General features: G+C 70.3%; 20 protein-coding genes. 8 read left to right on the top strand and 12 right to left on the bottom strand.

Features of this window, described 5'->3' with window-relative positions; genetic code table 11:
* Window positions 1–7: 7 nt before the first annotated feature.
* The 4 genes from OG393_RS22720 to OG393_RS22705 are packed head-to-tail and all read right to left on the bottom strand — an operon-like array spanning window position 8 to window position 4692.
* The gene (locus OG393_RS22720) at window positions 8–817 is read right to left on the bottom strand and encodes a hypothetical protein (protein ID WP_327376527.1); all 810 of its coding nucleotides are present in this window, start codon (window positions 815–817) and stop codon (window positions 8–10) included.
* Window positions 814–2340, bottom strand: a complete 1527-nt coding sequence (locus OG393_RS22715) for a hypothetical protein (RefSeq protein WP_327376526.1) — start codon at window positions 2338–2340, stop codon at window positions 814–816. Before OG393_RS22715 ends, OG393_RS22720 begins: the two co-directional genes overlap by 4 nt.
* Entirely contained in the window at window positions 2333–3100 is a 768-nt protein-coding gene (locus OG393_RS22710; protein WP_327376525.1) for an ATP-binding protein, read from the bottom strand. Before OG393_RS22710 ends, OG393_RS22715 begins: the two co-directional genes overlap by 8 nt.
* Window positions 3100–4692 (bottom strand): Mu transposase C-terminal domain-containing protein, encoded by a 1593-nt coding sequence (locus tag OG393_RS22705; protein WP_327376523.1) that lies wholly within the window; start codon window positions 4690–4692, stop codon window positions 3100–3102. The genes OG393_RS22710 and OG393_RS22705 overlap by 1 nt, the downstream gene beginning before the upstream one ends.
* 270 nt (window positions 4693–4962) lie before the next feature.
* On the opposite strand from OG393_RS22705, the gene OG393_RS22700 reads away from it, so the two are divergent.
* The 7 genes from OG393_RS22700 to OG393_RS22670 all read left to right on the top strand — a co-directional run bounded on the left by OG393_RS22700 (window position 4963) and on the right by OG393_RS22670 (window position 8752).
* Window positions 4963–5637, top strand: coding sequence for a recombinase family protein (locus OG393_RS22700; RefSeq protein ID WP_442817347.1), 675 nt, complete (start codon window positions 4963–4965; stop codon window positions 5635–5637).
* The gene (locus OG393_RS22695; RefSeq protein ID WP_327376522.1) at window positions 5634–5798 is read left to right on the top strand and encodes a hypothetical protein; all 165 of its coding nucleotides are present in this window, start codon (window positions 5634–5636) and stop codon (window positions 5796–5798) included. Before OG393_RS22700 ends, OG393_RS22695 begins: the two co-directional genes overlap by 4 nt.
* Complete coding sequence (locus OG393_RS22690; RefSeq protein WP_327376521.1) at window positions 5795–6028, top strand: hypothetical protein; 234 nt, start codon at window positions 5795–5797, stop codon at window positions 6026–6028. The genes OG393_RS22695 and OG393_RS22690 overlap by 4 nt, the downstream gene beginning before the upstream one ends.
* Window positions 6029–6032: 4 nt before the next feature.
* Window positions 6033–6278 carry a hypothetical protein gene (locus OG393_RS22685; RefSeq protein ID WP_327376520.1) on the top strand — a complete coding sequence of 82 codons (246 nt, stop codon included), beginning with the start codon at window positions 6033–6035 and terminating at the stop codon, window positions 6276–6278.
* 70 nt (window positions 6279–6348) lie between these two features.
* Complete coding sequence (locus tag OG393_RS22680; protein WP_327376519.1) at window positions 6349–6618, top strand: hypothetical protein; 270 nt, start codon at window positions 6349–6351, stop codon at window positions 6616–6618.
* A gap of 238 nt (window positions 6619–6856) precedes the next feature.
* Window positions 6857–8182 carry a hypothetical protein gene (locus tag OG393_RS22675; RefSeq protein ID WP_327376518.1) on the top strand — a complete coding sequence of 442 codons (1326 nt, stop codon included), beginning with the start codon at window positions 6857–6859 and terminating at the stop codon, window positions 8180–8182.
* A 366-nt stretch (window positions 8183–8548) separates the two neighbouring features.
* Window positions 8549–8752 carry a cold-shock protein gene (locus OG393_RS22670; protein WP_327376517.1) on the top strand — a complete coding sequence of 68 codons (204 nt, stop codon included), beginning with the start codon at window positions 8549–8551 and terminating at the stop codon, window positions 8750–8752.
* A gap of 619 nt (window positions 8753–9371) precedes the next feature.
* Here OG393_RS22670 and OG393_RS22665 read toward each other — a convergent pair.
* Window positions 9372–9692: a hypothetical protein gene (locus OG393_RS22665; RefSeq protein ID WP_327376516.1), complete on the bottom strand. Its 321-nt coding sequence runs from the start codon at window positions 9690–9692 to the stop codon at window positions 9372–9374.
* Window positions 9693–10591: 899 nt separating this feature from the next.
* On the opposite strand from OG393_RS22665, the gene OG393_RS22660 reads away from it, so the two are divergent.
* A complete protein-coding gene (locus OG393_RS22660) occupies window positions 10592–11431 on the top strand; it encodes a neutral zinc metallopeptidase (RefSeq protein WP_327376515.1) in 840 nt (279 codons plus the stop codon).
* Window positions 11432–12076: 645 nt separating this feature from the next.
* Here the strand turns inward: OG393_RS22660 and OG393_RS22655 are convergent.
* The 7 genes from OG393_RS22655 to OG393_RS22625 form a co-directional block, all read right to left on the bottom strand.
* Entirely contained in the window at window positions 12077–12253 is a 177-nt protein-coding gene (locus OG393_RS22655; protein WP_327376514.1) for a hypothetical protein, read from the bottom strand.
* Between the two features lie 3 nt (window positions 12254–12256).
* A complete protein-coding gene (locus tag OG393_RS22650; RefSeq protein ID WP_327376513.1) occupies window positions 12257–12910 on the bottom strand; it encodes a hypothetical protein in 654 nt (217 codons plus the stop codon).
* Between the two features lie 44 nt (window positions 12911–12954).
* Window positions 12955–13233 (bottom strand): DUF6211 family protein, encoded by a 279-nt coding sequence (locus OG393_RS22645; RefSeq protein ID WP_327376512.1) that lies wholly within the window; start codon window positions 13231–13233, stop codon window positions 12955–12957.
* A 199-nt stretch (window positions 13234–13432) separates the two neighbouring features.
* Window positions 13433–14041, bottom strand: a complete 609-nt coding sequence (locus tag OG393_RS22640; protein ID WP_327376511.1) for a DUF6349 family protein — start codon at window positions 14039–14041, stop codon at window positions 13433–13435.
* On the bottom strand, window positions 14038–14436 hold the full coding sequence (locus tag OG393_RS22635; RefSeq protein WP_327376510.1) for a DUF6181 family protein: 399 nt from the start codon (window positions 14434–14436) through the stop codon (window positions 14038–14040). The genes OG393_RS22640 and OG393_RS22635 overlap by 4 nt, the downstream gene beginning before the upstream one ends.
* A gap of 43 nt (window positions 14437–14479) precedes the next feature.
* Entirely contained in the window at window positions 14480–14908 is a 429-nt protein-coding gene (locus OG393_RS22630; RefSeq protein WP_327376509.1) for a DUF6197 family protein, read from the bottom strand.
* A gap of 61 nt (window positions 14909–14969) precedes the next feature.
* Window positions 14970–15620 carry a hypothetical protein gene (locus tag OG393_RS22625; RefSeq protein WP_327376508.1) on the bottom strand — a complete coding sequence of 217 codons (651 nt, stop codon included), beginning with the start codon at window positions 15618–15620 and terminating at the stop codon, window positions 14970–14972.
* Window positions 15621–15655: the final 35 nt, after the last annotated feature.

Below are 15655 nucleotides of genomic sequence, written 5' to 3'. Positions count from 1 at the left end.
AGGTGTGTCAGTAGGTGCTGACGTCGTCGGCGTCGGTGAGGCGGAGGCTGTAGCGGACGTCGTCGGTCAGGACTGCGGTCCCGTCGTCGGCCCGGATCAGGAGCCCGGCGTCGAGCAGGCCCGCGACGGTGGCCGCGATCGGCTCCTCGGGATCGGTTGAGACGGTGCCCTCGTAGGACGCCTGGAACAGCACGGCCGCGTCCTGGTCGCTGAGGACGTCGCGCTGGAGCGGCCGGAAGTGCGCATCTCGCGGGTGACGCCACGGCTCGGTGTGGTTGGCGGGGTGGACCCAGTTCATCTGCCGGTCGGTGAGGACGTCCAGGCGCGGGCTGAGGGCGAAGTGTGCGGGGGCCGCGCGCCGCAGGGCGTATGGCCCGGCGAGGTGGGGGTAGGCCCAGGCGCGTTCGATGGCGTCGCTGACGCGGTCCAGGCTCCAGCCGAGGGACTCGGCAAGGAAATCGGCGGTGAGCGGGCGGCCGGCGTGGGCGAGCGCGTTGAGAACGGCGACGGCGTCCGTGTCGGTACCGGGGGCGGGCTCGGCCGGGAACTGGGCGTCGAAGTAGAGGGGGTGGTTGTAGACCTCGGCGGCGTACGGGGTGAGGTCGCCGGGGTGGAGGTCGAGGCGGCGGGCGAGTTCGAGGACGACGCGCAGCGGCTGGTTGGGCAGGTTGTCCAGGGAGATGTCGTGCTCGTGGACGCCGAGGAGGTCGGCGAGCTCCCAGGCGGACATGCCCGCGTTGTGCTGGCGGCGGCGCAGTTCCTCGCCCCAGCCGCGGGGCTTGTAGCGCGGGGGCTTGTAGGGGCCGGGGTCGGTCACAGGGTGGCTCCCCGGTCGGTCAGGATCTTCACGTCGAGCCGGCGGGCTGCCATCCAGTCGGTGAGCGGGGCGGGGCCCGCGCCGAGCTGGGCGACTTCGCAGTGTCCGCGGTGGAGCCAGATCGGGTCGACGCCGATGCGGCGGCAGGTGCGCAGGACCATCTCGGTCAGGGCCCGGTCGGAGGCGTCGAGCGCGGGGTTCTTCGGGTCGGCGAAGAAGCGGCGGCGGGTGCCGGCGCCGTCCGCGCGGCGGTGGGCGAGGTGGGCGGCGATGATGTCGGCCGCGTACGGCGGGAGCAGGGTCTTGCCGGTGGTGTGGGCGTAGCTGGGGCACTCGTCGTCGTCGCGGCGGTCGAGCTGGTGGGCCCAGTCGGCGCGGAGGTAGAGGGCGTGGTCGGCGAAGGTCGGCAGGTACAGGTACTGGCCGTGTTCGTCGACGTTGCGGCATAGCAGGTGGGCGAAGCGGTCGGGGGCGGCGGTCAGGTGCAGGGAGAGCACGGTGACGGCGGCGGCGTGGGTGGAGACGGTGGCGCGCAGGGCGCGGCAGATGCCGGGGGTGAGCCAGGTGGTGAGCTTGTCGGGGGCGGCGGGGCCGAGGGCGGCGGACTGCCAGCGCAGCAGGACGCCGCGGGTGAGCAGGGAGGCTTGGATGGCGCGGAGGCGGATGAGGGCGAGGCGTCCGCTGGCGGCGGTGCCGAGGCGTTCGTCGCGCAGGTAGGCGTTCAGCTGCCGTTGGAACTCGCCGGGGGTGCGGCTCGGGGTCAGCTCGTGGCGATGGCGGCGTACGAACTCGTCCGCGCGTTGTGCTTCGGCGCGGTAGGCGTGGTTGAGCTGGTCGAAGGTGTCTCCGGCGAGGCGGCGGCGGCAGGTGGCGAGGAAGAGGGGGAAGTCGGCGGTCGGCAGGGCCGGCCAGTCGGCGTCGATGTCGGCGTGCTCGTCGGGGTGGGGCGGCTGGTGGTGGGCCGGGGCGGGTAGCGACAGCAGGTCGTGGAAGATGCTGATGCCGATCACGCGGACGTGGCGGTGGGGTCCGCTGGCCGGGAGGCGGCCGCGGTTGCGGCGGGAGCGGCCGAGGCTTTCGATCGAGTTGCAGGTGCGGGTCGGGTCGGCGGGTGAGGACCAGATCAGCCACAGGTCGGCGTCTATGCGGTCGGCGAGCTTGGCGAGTTCGAGCGGTTCGCCGGGCAGGAGGCGGTGGGCGCGTTCCACGATGACGTCGGTGACATGGGCGGCGGACAGCCAGGCGGCGACGGCCTTCCACGCGTCGGCGACGCTCAGGCGCGGGGAGTGGACGGCGGCGGGGTTCTTGCCCGCGGCGGCCAGGACGTCCCACACCAGGTCGGTGGTGGATCGTACGGGGTTGGGGCGGACCACGATCCGGCTCGCGGCTTCGAGGGCGGCCAGGCGGCGGTTGAGGCCCGGGTCGTCGCCGGCGTCGATGACGACGCGGACCGTGCGGCGCGGGACGACCGGCCGGGCGGCGGGGTCTTCGGTCTGCTCGGCGGCGGGGAGGGTCTCAGTCACGCAGGCCGCCGCCGAGGAGGGAGTAGGCGTTGTGCACCGTGGTCTGGTCGACGGTGGTCAGGTTCTGCTCGGCGCACAGGGCGGCGGCGGTGTGGGTGAAGACGGCCCAGTCGCGCATGGTGCCGTGCCCGTAGGAGGCGTCGACCTCGTGCAGCAGCTCGTCGTCGGCGCCCTGGTAGATGGGGTGGTAGCGGCGCATCAGGGCGGGCACCTTGGCCGGGGCGAGGGGTGAGAAGGGCAGGCGGCGGAAGACGCGGGAGCGGAGCATCGGTTCCTTGGACAGGACCTCCCAGCAGCCGTCGCCGCCGACGTAGAGCAGCGCGAAGCGGGTCTTGGGGTGGTCGTGGAGGTGGCGCAGCAGCTCGATGCAGTCGCCGTTCAGCCGCTGGGCCTCGTCGACGACGACCAGGCGCATCGGGGTGGCGAGCAGGCCGACCAGTTTGGTGGTGAGGTCGAAGCGGTTGCGGGAGGTGGGGGTGTCCGCGCCGGTGAGTTCGCGCAGCAGCTGGTCGGCGATCATGCGCATGGTCGGGCGGGAGGGGAAGGTCAGCAGGCACACCTGGGGCCGGTCGACGGCGGGGAGCGCGTCGAGGGCTTCGAGGGCGGCTTCGACGGCGAAGGTCTTGCCGGTGCCGGCCGGGCCGTGGACGACGCCGGTCGCCGCGTGCGCGACGAGGTCGCGGACGATCCGGGCGGTCATCTGGAAGTGGCCGGTGGGCAGGGCGTTGGCCCCGTCCAGGTCGACGAAGTGGCGCGGCATCAGCTCTCCGGGTCGGCGGGGGCGGTGGGGTCGATGAGTCCGAGCAGGCTGGTGGAGGCGCGGGCGGCGAGCGCGGCGTCGCGGTCGCGCTGGGTACGGTCGCGGCCGTCGGCGGCCGGGACGAGCCGGGACTCCGCGGGTGCGCTGTCGCCGGTCATGGGAGCAAGGGTGCGGCGGGCCTGGCGGGAGGCGCGGCGCCGCTCCCGGCCGAGTCGTTCGGCTTCGGCGCGGGCGTGCTCGCGGAACGCGTCGGTCTGCGCCGGGGTGAGCTGGCCGGTCGGGTAGGCGGTGCACAGGTGCTCGGCGCCCAGGTAGACCTCGATGGTGCGGTCATCGTGCGGCATGTACCGGATCTGGACCCGCTGTCCGCCGCGCCCATGCAGCTCGGGGGCGACGTAGGCCAGGGAGCGGAAGTTGATGCCGTCCTTCTGCACGATTCGCTCGGTGCCGGCGAGCATGAGGTGGCGCAGCTGGTCGGCGCCGATCCGTCGCAGCGGGGCAGGGTCTTCCTCCCACGCCTGGAGCGGGGTGCGTCCGCAGAGCATGCGGTGGCGGTGGGAGGTGTTGTACCAGCGGGCCCAGTCGGCGAAGCGGCGTACGAACCGCTCCAGGCGCAGCGGGCCCTCGCCCTCGGCGGCGCTCTCGGCGGCCCGCTGGGCGGCCGTCGAGTCCTTGATCGGCCCGTACAGGCGGCCGGCGGCGTCGCGCGGGCCGCCGGTGAAGCCGGGGAGCTGGGAGATCAGCATCTGCTCGATCGTGAGGTTCAGCCGCTCGACCTTGCCCTTGCGGTGCGGGGTGAACGCGGGCAGCCGGTGCATGACCACGGCCAGGCCGCCCAGGACCTCCTTGACGGCGCCGGCGGCGAACTCCAGGCCGCGGTCGATGCGTACGAGTTCGGGCACCGCGCCGAACGGGGAGAGCTCGGGTTCGTGGGTGAGTGCCAGGCGCATCGCGGTGAGGACCGTGCCGGAGCTGGGGGCGGTGGCGATGGCCCAGCCGAGCAGGGCCCGGGTGCCGTCGTCCACCACGGTGGTCAGCCACGGCGCGAGCGCCTTGCCCTTCGGCGGCAAGACGAGGATCGGGAGCTGCTTGTGGTCCATCTCCCAGATGCGGCCGCGCAGCGCGTCGGGGCGGCGCAGGTAGACCGAGCCCGCCCGGCGCCCGGCCTCACCGGTCTTCCACGCTGCGCGCTCCGCCGGGGTCAGGCCGTCGGTGAACGCCCGGTACAGGGTGCGCTCCGCGACCGGCTTCGCGCCCGCCCAGCCGTCGGCGAGGAAGTCGGGCACCGGCGCCCCGGCCGTCGTGCCGTCCCCGTCGGTTACCGCCCGCCGGGCGCGGACCACGGCGGCGACGTTGCCCCGGTAGAAGGCGAGCGCCGCCCGGTCGGCCTCGTTCAGCTCGTAGCGCGGGCGCGGGCGGGCGGCGGGCGCGGCCGGCTTCGGCGGCGCGAGCCAGCGCCACACCGTCCGCTCCGACACCTCAAGGCCCGCGGCGACCGTACGCACATGCGCCGCGGTCAGCGCCTCGTCCTCGCGCAGCCGGGACAGCCGTTCGACGGCCGCCCGGCGCTTCTCCGCCGACACCCTCCCCATGCACCGAAGTGTCAGCGGTGGCAGAACCCCGCGCCCGAACATGCGCCCGCATCCACACATCCGGGTGGACTGTTCCCGAACCGGTGGCGAGCGGACGCCGGGCGTGATCCGGATACGGCCGGAGGGGCCCGGATTCCCTCATCAAAGGGTCTCCGGGTGTTCTTGAGGGGCGGGGGTTTTTGAGGGAGTTGTTGAAGGCTCTGGAGCCCTTTTCGGTGATCGTCGGCCGATCCTCAGAAAACGTTGGTTACTTGAGGGCAGACTGCCCCCGTGACGACCTTGACCGACGTGCTCGGCGCTGACGACGACCTCCTCGGCATCTTCCCGGCCCGTCCGACCGAGATCCGCATCGGCTACGCCCGGGTCTCCACCGGCGGACAGAAGCTCGACCGGCAGATCGACGCGCTCACCCTCGCGGGATGCCGGCGCATCTTCCCCGAGAAGAAGTCCGGGAAGAACGACCTGCGCCCGGAGCTGAAGGCGTGCCACGCCTTCCTCCAGGCCGGGGACACCCTCGTCGTGCCCTCCCTGGACCGGTACGGGCGCTCGCTTCAGGACCTGGTGAACATGGTCGCCGAGCTGCGCAAGCGCGAGATCGGCTTCACCTCGCTGCACGAGAAGCTCGACACCATGACCCCGGGCGGCCGCCTGATCTTCCACGTGTTCGCGGCGCTCGCGGAGTTCATCCGGGAGCTGATCGTGCAGGGCACCAACGAGGGCCTGGCCGCAGCCCGGGCCCGCGGCCGCGTCGGCGGCCGGCCTTCGGTCGTCAACGACAAGCTGCTTCGCGCCGCCCGCGACATGCTGCCCAACCCGGAGAACAGCATCGAGACCATCGCGGCCCTGCTCGGCGTCTCGGTCGGCACCCTCTACAACCACGTCCCCGACCTCAAGGAACTGCGGACCTCCCGCGTCCCCGCCCAGCTCGAAGGGAGCACCCGGTGATCCCGCACCCGCACCGTATGAAGGGGGCCGCCCTCCTCCTGGGCGCCCGCGCCGCCGGGGAGGTCGGGCCCTTCGGGCCGTACGGCGGCGACCGTGAGGCCGACGGCGACGATCGGAACCAGGCGCATACCGAGCAGGAACAGGAGCGGACGCAGCGATGACGACCCTGTGGCGGAACGTGCTGTCCGCGCTCCAGGACCTTGACGTCCCCGGCCGCGAGCAGACCATCGCCCAGGGGGCCACCGCGCTCGCCCTCAAGCGGACCGCCGCGGCGACCACGGACATCGTGCTGGAGATCGGCCTGTACGAGTTCGGCGTCGCCATCGAACCGCCGACCGTGAAGGGCGCGCTCGCCGCTCACCGCGTGACTGAGTCCGAGCAGGAGCGTTGAACCCGTGACGACCACAAGCCCCCACGGGGCTGCACCCCACGCTGCCGGACCGGACGGCCATGGTTGGGCCCCGCCCGGTCCGGCAGCCACCCCCTGCGAGGCAGCACGGCTGATCGAGCGCATCGTGGCGGCCGTACGCGCCGGCGACGACCCCGCGATCCGCCCCCTGCTCCACCAGCTGGCCGACGTCGCCGACGCCGAGGCCCTCCTGCTGCTGCACCGTCGGCTCAACGAGGACCTGCACCGCTGACCAGCAGCGCCCCCGCGCCCGTACGCGTCGGCACCGGCGCCACCCGGCCGCGCCTGGCACGATGCCCCTCATGCAGCCGCTGCCGGTACCTTGCCCCGCCGACCTGATCCCGGACGCCGCCGCCGTCGACGCTTTCAACGCGGCGTACAAGGAGGCCAAGCAGCAGCACGCGGTCTTCATCGCGTCGAGCAGCAGGGCGGGCGCTGGACGGAAGGCCGACGCGCTCACCGCCGGCCCCGACCACGCTGTCGATGACTCGGCGTACGACGCGATCCGCGCCGCTGTCATCCACCTGATCCACGAGTACAGATCGTCGCCTCTGCTGTCGCGGGCGTCGTAGGAATCCAATGGCCGATCAATATCTGTACTGGACAGCGGCCTCCCGGGTCCGGCTGATCGGTGTGCGACAGAGGTCGTACACGGACCTGACACGAGACACCCGAAAATATGACACTAAACGTGACTTAATAATTACTTTTCGTAGTGGGTGGTTCGTGGTCGGGTGAGTTCGTCTCGTTGCTCAAGGCAGCTGCTGAGGCGGCCCTGAGTTTCACAGCACCAAACGCTAGGAGTGCCCGTTGGCCATTGACGAAGCAGCTGCACAGAGCCCCAGCTACATCCTGGGCAGCGACAACGCGGAGCCGTCACCGCAGGACCTGGCGCGTGGCGAGCAGGCCCGGAAGGAACTGGCTGCACGCGGCGTCGAGGTCTGGAAAGAGACGAAGTGGTGGGGCTTCGAGCTCCACCTCAACGCCGAGGCCGCCGACATGGCGGGAGACATCGCCGAGCTGATCGGTGCCGTTGGCGGTGAGATCCTGCCGTCGCCGTTCAACAAGATTGTCGAGGCGTTCTGCGAGATCAAGAAAGAGTGGATCTCGGCCGTGTCCGCCGGGTACGGCTGCAAGCTCGTCTCGCCGTGGATCGCGCCGGGCATGCTCATCCCGGTCGGAAAGATCCCGAAGGAAGACACCAGCCTGTGGTGGACGGTCTTCGAGGAGGGCAGCGGCTGGAGCGAGGACAAGCGCCTGCCCGCCCACGCCAGCCAGTCCAACCCCGCGCTGGCCTCCTTCGACGGCAGCCTGCATGTGATTCACCGCGGCGGCGGCTCGGACGAGAGCCTGTGGCAGGCCCTCTACAACCCCGACAGCGGCTGGGGCGACGACGTCGAGCTTCCCAGGCACGCCAGCGACGCCGGCCCGGCAGTGGCGGTCTTCAACGGCAAGCTGTACTGCGTCCACAAGGGCAACGGAAACACGGACCTGTGGTGGACGGCCCGGACAGCCGCCGGCGGGTGGTCTTCCGACCAGCGGTTCCCCCGGCACGCCACCGGCGCGGGACCGGCCCTGGCCGTCTTCAAGAACAAGCTCTACTGCGTCCACCGCGGCGGTGGCTCGGACCCCAAGCTCTGGTACACCACCCTCAACCCGGACGGCACGAGCTGGGCCGGCGACCAGGTGATCCCCAAAACGGCCACCGATTCCAACCCGGCCCTCGCCGTCTACAAGAACAAGCTGTACTGCGTCTACAAGGGCGACGGCAGCGACAACAGCCTGTGGTGGACGGTCTCCGAGAACGGCACCGACTGGAGCCAGAGCCAGAAGTTCCCCCAGCACGGCACCACAGCCGGAGCGGCCCTCGCGGTCTTCAAGGACAAGCTGTACTGCGTCCACCGGGGCAACCGTGACCAGAGCCTGTGGTACACCGTCTTCGAAGAAGGCAAGGGCTGGAGCCAGGACAAGGAACTGAGCAAGCACGCCAGCAACGCCGGCCCCGCCCTGATCGTCTACCGCGACAAGAACGGCACCCACGACCAGCTGATGTGCGTCCACCGCGGCTTCGGCAAGAAAAGCGCCGCCGACGACACCGCCGAAGAAGAGCAGCTGACCACACAGACCACCGGCTGACGCACTGAACGCGCCACTGCCGGACCGGCCTCGCTGCCGAGCCGGCGGTGGCCCGGCCACCAGGCCGACTTATCCGCTTGTTGGCCGTACGCCATGAGCCGGACCTCTGAGAGTGCAGGTCGCTGTGCCGCATGAGCAGCCCCGGGCGGTCCGAGAACCGAAAAGCGTCTGTCCATCAGTCGGCACAGTGCCGCCGCCTCAAGCAGAGCCGTGGCACGACGACGTTCATCCCCGCGGGTGAGGCACAGGAAAGACAGCGGCTTTCCCCCCCGGCGGCAAGACATGATCGAGTGCCGCAGTCGGCTCGATCGGCTGTGGCCGGGGCGCTCAGAGCGCCCCGTAGCACCGGAAGAAGGACTGAGACCCATGCCAACAGGCACCGTGAAGTGGTACAGCGCCGACAACGGTTACGGCTTCATCAGCCAGGATGACGGCGGCGCCGATGTGTACGTGCAGTCCTCCGAGATCCAGGGCACCGGGCCCAGGGGTTTGGAAGAGAACCAGCGGGTGGAGTTCGAGGTCACGCAGGGGCCGAAGGGCGCACAAGCGGAAAGGGCCAGGCCCCTGTAGCACCCGCCGCAGCGTCCGCCGACGCTCTGCTCCACCCCCAGAGCCAACGGAGCAGAGCGCGGTCTCGGCTTCGCCGACATCACCGTCGACGCCCAGGCGGCGGCTGACCCGGTCAGCGACGCGCTAACCACGGCGGACGGCCGAAGGTCATCGACGACGACACGCTCACCTTCGCCATCGCACTCAAGGACAAGGGCCGCTGTACGACCCCCAGCAGATGACCGTCAACCTCTGCCCGCCACCGTGCTGCCCGCCAAGGCGTGCCGCTGACCGTGTCCGACGTCAAGGCCCCCATCGTCGCCCGCGTCTTTGCCCTCACCGGCACCGACCAGACCCTGGGTATCGCGCACTGCGGCACCGCTCACTGAAGGTCAGCGGCCCCTACCGCCCCTGATCAACCTCGCCGACAACCACCCGGTTCGACTGATCCCCGAGGCCGGGCCCGCCTCGTAGTCCACACTGTCCTATGACCCCGAACCTTGACCGTTTGACACTGAAGTTTGATCGGCGAGCGGCGGACTTGCCTCGGGAAACAAGCCCGCGGCTCATGGCGCGGACCCCAGGCGGACTGATGGGCCAGCCTCATCTGGCCGTCTCAGCAGCGAGCTCAGCCCTCTACTCAGCCCAACGCGGCCGACGCGTTCTCGTTGATGTTTTGGAGGTTGCTGATGGTGCTCGCGAACGACCGGGTGGGCGCGGAGACTGTGGCGACTGCCGTGGTTCCGGCGGTCACCAGGGCGTAGGCGTTCGCAAGGTCAACCAGGGCCTTGGCTGCCTGGCCCGGGAACTTGTCCGCGACAATCTGGGCTTCAGCACCAATGGCCCGCAACAAGGCGTCGCGGGCGTCGGTGGCGGCGTCGACCTCGGACATGTTGATCACCACCGGGATCTGCTGGGCCTCCTGGTCGGCGGCGGCGGGTTCTGCTTCGCTGCTGGTCATGGACGCTCCATAAGTTCGTTTGGTCGGTTTCCCGCCACGCTAGAGCTACTGGAGAGACCCTTCTCCCTGAATCGATCAACTCACAGGGAATCAGCCATCGCTTGGCTGGCAACAGATGATGGTGCAAGTGCCTCCTCCCACAGCTCTCCCTACATCCGAAAGGTCGGTCGGCCCGGCATGGATGGCGGCAGACAGTCTCCGGGCCCTGCTACTCGGGACGCTCGACCATGCTGCGGTGGCCCTCCCGCTCCACTGCCAGGCGCATTCGACCCCGGTCAAACTTCAGTGGCAAACGGTCGAGGTTCAGTGGCACAGGACACACACAGACCGCCCCCGGCGCAGCCCGCGCTGGGGGCGTCCCACGTCCTCGGCTGGTCGTTTCGCGCGACTGACACATCAGGTGGCAGAACCACTGACACTTCCGTGGCAGACGACAACTGGTCGACCTTGCACAGGTCAGCTTTAGGCTGCACGTGATCTTGCATAGGTCAGCGTGACCTTGCTGTCGGACGACGTCAGAACGTCAGTGGGAAACGACACGAAATGTCAGTGGTCGGCGACATGAGGTGTGTCGGTAGGCGGTGACGGCTGCTCGGAGAGCAGCCGGAGGCTGTATGCGACGTGGTTGGGCAGGACGTCGATGATGTCGCCGCGCGTAACCATGGCGGCCGCTAGGTCTTCGACGGCTTGGCGCTGGGAGGCGTCGCCGGGGTCGTTGCCGCCGTCGACTCAGACGCGGAGGAGTACCCCGGCTTCGACAGGCTGGGTCGATCATGGTCGGCTGTCACGCCGGTAAGAGGTGCGTCGTGGGCCGCCGGGGGGGTCACACGGCAGGAGTTGCTGGGGAAACCCGGCGGGCGCACGGTGGAGGAAGGGAAGGCCCGGAAAGGGAGTCCGTTATGCGACGACGCAAGGGTGCAACCTCGTGCACCACCTTGATTGCCGCGCTTACATTCGTCGCGGCCGGCCCGTTCACCGGAACCGCGGTGAGTGAACCGCAGCCGCCTCCGACCCCCACCGCTCCAGCGCCCTACGCCCAGGAGATTCCTACCGACACTCCTGAGGGTCTTGCCGAGTACCTGACGTTCGCCTTCGGCAAGATTGATGAGTACTGGAAGAACGACTTCACGCAGCAAAAGCTAACGGGGCCGTCCACGTACTACTCGCTCATCGGTTCTGGGCAGGAGTCCGTAAGCCGGTGTCTGCCTGAGCCGATACAGACCAACACGCAGAACTACTTCTACTGCGCGGCTGACACCTGGACCAACGCCGAGGGAACCACCTACACGGGTGGGATCCACATACCCGTGGGCTCTGCCATGAGCCTGCAAGCCGACACCAGCGCCTTCGCAGTAGCCACTGTGGTGGCGCACGAATACGGCCATGAGGTCACCCAGGAGTACATGACTCAGCTGAACCTGCCCGCCATCGTGCAGATGAAGGATGGTGCACCCGTCTTGGACGAGAACGGCAACACCATTCCGGTGAAGGAGTCCGAGCTCATCGCGGACTGCTTCAGCGGCAACTGGGCCAAGTACGCCTTCAAGCAGAAGATGGTCGGCCACGCCGACCTGGGGCAGGCAGTGCGGGCGCTCATGTCTGCGGCCGACACCACCATCGGCGCACACCAGCCGCACGGTAACAAGTCCGAGCGCACCGCTGCCTTCACATTGGGTTACAACACAGGCTCCCCGCTCAAGTGCGCGCAGCGATACTGGGTCACATACGTCTGGCCCTGATACAGCCGCCGATCCGCTCGATGACGGGAGCAACGCCTCCGGCCGAGTGACGTGGCGTCGCCCACTGACACATTCGTGTCGCCCGACACAGCGGTGGGCTTGGACGTGTTCGCCGAAGATGCAGGGTCGGGTTGACCAACTCCGGCGCCGGTCGCACAGTCCGACCCTTCATCCCTCTGGTCACGGCCGACGAGCGATGCAGCACCCAACTGGATCGGACAACTCGGAGCGGCCTCTCGCTCCGGCGGATTTGGCTCCTGGAGTCCGATCTCCGGTTGGACTGTTACCTCTGTGCGGGGTGCGCGGGCTGGGGTGCCGTACGTGCTGAGGCGGTGTGACGATCCGATGTCGGCGCGGTACCTGCGCGGGGCCGAGTCGTTGGATGGCGTATGGAGCACACCCCGTATCCGGCGGCCTCCCGCCGGTTCGCCGAGTTGACGGGCTCGTATTGGATGGCCGCGGACTCCCCGGTGTACGGGGGCGACGCGGAGGGCCGGTTTGGACCGGGACGTCTGACTGCTGTCGGGTCGTGCGGTCTTGGTTGGGCCCTGCTCGATCCGCAGGCCCCTGGTGACATGACGAAGGTCCCCGCTCCGGGTCGGAGCGGGGACCTTCGTCATGCTGGCCGTGTGGCTCGGCCGACGGCTACGTGTTCAGGGGCCACTCGCCGAATGGCACCGGCGCCTGACCGTGGGCTTCGCGTACGGCTTCGTCCGTACCGCACAAGGTGCAGATGAAGACCTCGCGGTCGAGGGTCAGCCGGGAACGTGCGGGCCGTTCACCGAGCGGGCCGCCGCAGCGCGGACAGCGAGTGTCGGGCACGGGTCACTCCTCGGGGTGCTCGCGGGCGGACTTGAGGATCAGGTTCCAGGTCGGGCGGGAGTAGGTCTTCTCCGTCTGGCCCTGGAGTGCGGGGATCAGTTCGGCATTCTTCGCCCCGGGGTTCGCCGCGATGGCCTGCCGGGCGAGGGCCAGCCGCTCGTCTCCTTGGTACGGGTAGGCCAGTCCGCGGCGGCCGGTGGGCCGTCCGCCGGCGTGCCCGCGGCCCTTGCGGTCCGCGAGGTACTGCCACAGCCGCCAGCGCTTCCACTTCGGACGCCGCCGGGTCGGAAGCTCGTCCCAGTCGTCCGGTGCCGGCCACCCCTCGGGCGGGTTCTTGACGTAGTGGGAGACGGTGGTGGAGTCGGCGAACCCGCAGACCTTCGCGGCTTCGGCGGGGCCGACCATCTCCTCCGGGTCGCCATCGAGCTTCGGTGGGTTGGTGGTGCTGGCGGCAGCGCGCCGCCGTTGAAGCTCGTGGTGCCACGTCGCCCATACGTCGCCGTCCCAGTGCATGACGCCGTCGATGGTGTCCGCGACGGGCGGGTGCCCGTTGTTCTCCCGGTCGGTCCAGAGGTTCTGAAGCGTCGGCTCGCTGATGCCGTGGACCCTGCGCAGGTCCGCGCGTGAGTAGAGCGTGCGTCCGGTCTTGGGGGACACGGTCGTCTCCTGTTCTTGGTCGGGGTCGTGCCCGCTCGGCGCGGTCACTCGATGTCGTCCGGGTCCGGGGCCGGCGTCCACGTACGGCTGCCCGCCGGTTCGAGCCGGGTGAGGGTGGCTATGTCGGCCAGGGGGACGGCGGCGGCCCAGTCGGCGCGGCCGGGGTGGTCGACAGGGAGGTTGAGCACGAGGTGCCGGCCGGTCGGGGGGAAGTCCTCGACGATGACGAAGGAGTCGCTGGCGTCGGCGCCGATGCTGTTACCCCTGGTGAGCTGGGCGATGTCGCCGGGCTGGGGACAGTCGGGGTGTCGGTCACATAGCATGGTGTGGTCTTTCTGGTGAGAGACACCGACGGCCAGCGCCTTGTTGCCCTTGTGCGCTGGCCGTCATCTGTCGTCTGGGGTGAGCGGCGTCCTGTGGGACGCGCGGCCGGTCGGAGGTTGCCCGCTCCGCTGACGGCGGAGTAATTAAACCACCTTTGCGTCGCGCGGGGCGGGGCTCTGATCCAGAGGACGGCGGTCGTCAGAAGAGGGCGCCCTGATCTGTGGGGCGTCGGCCCCGGCCGGTGGGTGGCCGGGCGACGAGGAGTTCGTAGCGGGGGCGTCCGGCGTGCGGCGGCAGGTGGGCTTTGCGGCGGTACCGACGCCAGGCCACGACGGGGGCGCCCTGATCCACCCATCCCGCCGGGTACTGGGAGGTGAGCTGAGCCCAGCGGCTCCGGCTCTGCAGAGCGGCCCATCGATCCTCGACCGTGGTGATCGGCGGCAGCGTCCTCCAGCCGGGGAACGCATGGTCGTGCGCGTCCTCCACCGCTTCGTTGTCGCCGTCCCCGAACCCGTCGCCGCAGTGAACGGGGCCTTCCCATTCACACGCGAGACAGCCGCCGCGGAACTCCTGCTCGTCCCTCCGGCGGCCGGTCGGCCGGCTGCGGGAGAGCAGGGTCGGGGTGTGGTGTGCGGGCGGGTCCAGTTCGTGGCCGAGGTCGCAGTAGGCGCCGCCGGGGTGTCCGGGCTGGATGTGCCACGCCCGCCCGGCTTTCTCGGGGCGGTGGCGTGTCCGCGCGTTGCGCACTCGCCAGTAGTGCGTCTGCCGTGCCCGTGCTCCGGTCGGCTCGGCGACGGTGTCGGTCACGACGGCCTGCTTCCGGCGGCGAGCACTTCGCGGAGCGGGTCCGCGAGCACGGCCTGTTCGTCGGGGGCGTCGAGGAACCGGGGCCCGTACGCGCGGCGCACGGCCCGGCGGGCGTCCTGGTGGCGGTCGAGCTCCGGGTAGTACGGCGATCGGTCGAGCACGCCGTAGCCGTGCTGGGTGAGCACGTCGGCGATGAGCGACCGGACCTGTACGGGGTCGAGGGTGGAGAGGTCGGTTTCCCCGGGGGCCGCGAGGAGTACGCGGATCAGCTCGGTCGCGCTGAGCCGCGGGTGGAGGGGAACGCTGAGTCGGTGGACGCCGTCCCGGCTGGGGGTGGCGGCTCCTCGGCGGCTCGGCGTCCTGGTGGTGCTGCGGTCTTGTGTCGTCTCGTCCATCGTGCTGGCCTTTGATGACTCGGGATGCTGGCGGGCGTCGGGGTCAGAACAGGGCGTGTTCGGCGCGGGCGGCGGCGGTGCGGAATGCGTGGGCGGCGTCGGCGGCGGTACGGCCGGGCTCGGCGCTCCACCGGTCGATGGCCTCGCGGTGCAGGACCTTGGTGGCGGCGGGGTCCTCGGCGCTGACGGGGTGACCGGTGAGGGTTTCCGCGAGGAGGGCGAACGCCTGGTCGCGGGCGCGGTCGATGCGGTCCCAGTCGTACGTCCGGCCGGCGGCTCCCCGCCCGTGGCCGGCGGCGACTTGGAGGGCGCCTCGCGGCCAGCACGGCAACGTGGCGGTGCGGCCGGGACCGTCGAAGAGGCGCGGGCCCTGGTGGATGCCGACGTGTTCGATGTGGCGGGCGGCCCATTCCAGGATCGTGGCGGGGGTGTCCGCGATGACGATGCTTTCGGGGGTGTGGCGGGTCGGCACGGTGCTGTCCTTCGGGCAGGGCAGGGGCGGCGGCGTGCTGCCGCCGCCCCCGGTCGGGCTGCTAGTGGTAGGCGGGGATCAACTGGCGGACCTTGTCCTCCCCGATGCACCCGCCCCTGTGACGGCGCGCGCTCGGCGGCTCTCCGTTGCGCCCGCGCAAGTGGCTCCAGAACTTCGGCCCCTGCCAGTCGCACAATTCACAGCTGAGGAACCAGTGGTTATCGCTGCCAGGGAACCCGGTGAGGACAGCCCGCCAGTGGTGGGCCGCGAGTCCCGCGAACGCGATCTCGGCGCCCTCGGTGTTGCGGTCGTTGACCGGCATCCGCGGGTGCAGGAGGGGCACCGGCCCGACCAGCGGTGTGGGGGCCTCGGCGAGGACCTGTTCCAGGGGGACCGCGCCGATCCGACCGGCGGCGTACTCCTCGGCAAGATGAGCGGCGGCCATGTCGGTGCCGGGGGTTCCCTTGGGAGGGCGGCGAAGGTTGCGTTCGCCTGCGGTGGTGAGGACGAGCCAATCCCGGTGCCACCGGTAGGCGCGGCCGATGACCTGGTCTTCGCCGACGATCACGGGGTATCGGCACTGGATGTCGGGGGTGCCGACGCGGTACGTCGGGAGGGTGGTGCTGCCGCCGGTCGCGGGGACGGTCAGCCTGCCCGCTTCGGTGTCGGGGACGGTGATGGTTGCGGGTCGTTCGAGGAGTTGCGTGGTCATGGTGGGGCCCTGTTCTGGTGAGAGAGGGGCCCGCC

It is taken from the genome of Streptomyces sp. NBC_01216, assembly GCF_035994945.1.
In the GTDB taxonomy this organism is placed as follows: domain Bacteria; phylum Actinomycetota; class Actinomycetes; order Streptomycetales; family Streptomycetaceae; genus Streptomyces.
Note: the sequence above shows the minus strand (reverse complement) of the source record. Positions and strands in the feature narration are given on the sequence as shown.